Here is a 2,886-nt window from a genome sequence, read left to right as displayed (position 1 = left end):
GTGTCGATCAGGGCCGCCATCTCGACCGCATACCCGGTCGGCACAGACATGGCTGCGAAGTGCGACCGTCGGATGCCCCACTCCCCCGCCAGCGGCTGGACCAATCCCGCCAGCTCAGGAAAGAGCATCGCGATCAGGGGGCGCGCGACGAGTTCGGTGACCCGACCCCCTTCGTACGGCCCCTCCTCCCCCGGACGCTCGTAGAAGCCCTTCACGAGCGCGACTTTCGGGTCGTACAACAGGGGTCCCAAGATCCCAGGCACGAAGTGCGTGTCCCAGTCGAGGAGATCGGCATCCATGAAGACGACAAGGTCCCCGGAGGTGACGAAGAGGCTCTTCCACATGGCCTCCCCCTTTCCCGGGTACGTCCCCAGGTCCGGGCGGATCTCGGAAGACCTGTGCACCACGGCACCGGCGTCGGAGGCGACCGAGTAGGTGGAGTCCGTGGAGTCACTGTCGATCACCACGATCTCGTCGATCAGAGACACGGTGTCCACGAGGGCCTCACGAACTCGTGACACCACGTCACCGACCGTGGCGGCTTCGTTCCGGGCTGGAACGACCAGGCTCACGCTCGTGCCGCGACGTGCCTCCAGGAGCGATTCAAGCGTCCAGTCGTGCCAGTGGAAGGTCTTGATGCCCGACTGGGCGGGGGTGAACAGTGCGGGACCGACCTCGACACTCACCGGGACAACACCAGCCGTGGCGCGCTGCCCGTACGGCGCCTCCGGGGCGCTCCATCGCGCCACTTCAGCACGCTCCAACCCGCCTCGCCAGGGCTCACGATCGCTCCGACTCCTGCCATGGCTCGAGCATATCGTTAGATCATTGCCACCAGCAGGTGGTGCGAAGTCCCGCGAAGCGTGCACGTTGCGGACAGGGCCCGCCGCACACCCGGATGAACGCGTTTGCAACTATCTATATTAGTGCTAACCTCTTAATTATCAATCTGTATGGGACGGTCGGTGGGACTCCACACCAGCAACCCACCGCAGCAAAGCCAAGGAATGCAGCGCGGCACGAAGCAGCTGCAGAAGGAGTCAGGATGACGCTGGCCGACAACGGGAACGAGTACGCCGGCCGGGTCGCCATCATCACCGGAGCCGGTCGCGGGCTGGGGCGTACCTACGCACTCGCCCTGGCCGCTCGCGGTGCTCATGTGGTGGTCAACGATCCAGGATCGGGCCTTGACGGCTCCGGCGAGATCGACGACACCGCGGGAGCGGTCGTCGCAGAGATCCGTGCTGCCGGCGGGACCGCGATCGCGGACTATGCCAGCGTGACCGACCCGGACGGCGTCCGGGCCATGGTCGCCAACACCATCACCCAGTTCGGTCGGATCGACATCCTGATCAACAACGCCGGAATCCTGCGTGATCGCTCCTTCCACAAGGTCCAGCTCGAAGACGTCCTGGCGGTGATCGACGTGCACCTGACCGGATCCTTGCGATGCACCCACGCGGTCTGGCCACTCATGCGCGACCAGGGCTACGGCCGCATTCTGTTCACGTCCTCCCAGAACGGCACGTACGGCAACTTCGGCCAAGCCGGCTACGCGACCGCGAAGGCAGGCGTGCTCGGCCTGATGAAGGTGTTGGCGATCGAAGGCGAGTCCAAGAACGTCCGGGCGAACACCATCGTGCCTGTGGCCCAGTCCCGCATGACCGTCGGCACGATCATCGAGGACGAGTCCGATGCCGACCGCCTGCCCACGGAAGCCGTCGCAGCAGGAGTTCTCCACCTGGTCGGCGAGCACGCCCCCAACGGCACGATCCTCAACGCCGGCGGCGGTTGCTTCTCCGTGACCGAGCTGCCGGAGACACGGGGCGCGTTCCTGGGGATCGACGCCACGCTGGAGGACGTCCGGACGCACTGGGACGAGATCACAGCGGGCGGTTTTGTGGACGTCCTGCCCAACGGCCCTGCACAGTTCGCCAAGTTCCTCGGCATGCAGGAACAGCAGTCCGTCGGCATCAGCAGATGACGTCGACGAGCCCCCACCGCAGGGCTGCGTTGGCATCGATCTCAACGCCGGTCAGCATGAACCAGTTCGCCCGCTGGCGCCCCATCCGCTGAACCAAGGACCAGGTGCCGCCCGCACCCGGGATCAGGCCCATGGCGATCTCAGGAAGTCGGAACGTCGCATCCGGGCTGGCGATGACGTGGTCCGCGAACGCCAAGAGCTCGACTCCGGCACCCGCACTCGGACCCTGCGCGTGGACGGTCACACGMTCGGCGACCCGGGACAATGACAGAGCGGGGTGACGAGTCCCGCGCACAGCGTGCGCCGTGGCCGGGTCGTCGACCGAGCCGAACTCGGTCAGGTCACCGCCGGCGGAGAAGCTGGCTCCTGCACCCCGGAGCTCGACACGAAGCTCGGGCGACAGCTCAGCCAGCTCCAGGGCCTCGACGAGCGCGTCGCGCAGACGGGAGTCGAGGGCGTTGCGGGTCGCCGGTCGGTTGAGCGTGATGCTCAGGACACCGTTGCTCGACTCGACAAGAACGACCTCATCCGGCTCCACCCTCACCTTCGGGGCGGGCTTCGACTTCAGCCACGCCTCGTACTGATGGCTTCCCATCAGCGTGGAGAAGACCGCCGATTCGCCCCAGATACCGGCTGCTGCCGGCAACGAAGCCGAGACGCGGGTCAGCGAGACGAGGGCGTACGCGCCCAGCGGCGCATGATCGACGGCGTCCTGGACCGCGGCCGCCTCAGCGACGTTGGCCGCGACCACGTCGAAGGCTTCGACCAGATCCCGTGCTTCCTCGGGCCACTGCGCTGCGACCAGCAGCGTGACAGCCGGGATCTCCCGCAGGTACGTCGCCACAGTCTGCACATCGACGTCCCATGACCTGGGTTCGACGATCAACAGTCCCGCCCCGGAG

The 2,886-nt window shown here is 66.5% G+C and carries 3 protein-coding genes; 1 reads left to right on the top strand and 2 read right to left on the bottom strand.

Features of this window, described 5'->3' with window-relative positions:
- On the bottom strand, positions 1-686 hold a 686-nt coding region (locus tag ACXJKL_RS18655; protein WP_457208500.1), incomplete at its 3' end, for a glucosyl-3-phosphoglycerate synthase.
- Positions 687-1,045: 359 nt separating this feature from the next.
- Between ACXJKL_RS18655 and ACXJKL_RS18650 the strand changes: the two genes are divergently transcribed.
- A complete protein-coding gene (locus ACXJKL_RS18650) occupies positions 1,046-1,984 on the top strand; it encodes an SDR family NAD(P)-dependent oxidoreductase (RefSeq protein ID WP_457208499.1) in 939 nt (312 codons plus the stop codon).
- On the opposite strand, the gene ACXJKL_RS18645 is transcribed toward ACXJKL_RS18650, so the two are convergent.
- The coding region (locus ACXJKL_RS18645) for an enoyl-CoA hydratase/isomerase family protein (RefSeq protein WP_457208498.1) at positions 1,974-2,886 on the bottom strand (913 nt) is incomplete at its 5' end. The genes ACXJKL_RS18650 and ACXJKL_RS18645 overlap by 11 nt on opposite strands.

The sequence above is a fragment of the Nocardioides sp. P5_C9_2 genome, from assembly GCF_054049555.1.
The sequence above is the reverse complement of the archived record's forward strand: the minus strand, read 5'-3'. Positions and strand labels throughout refer to the sequence as shown.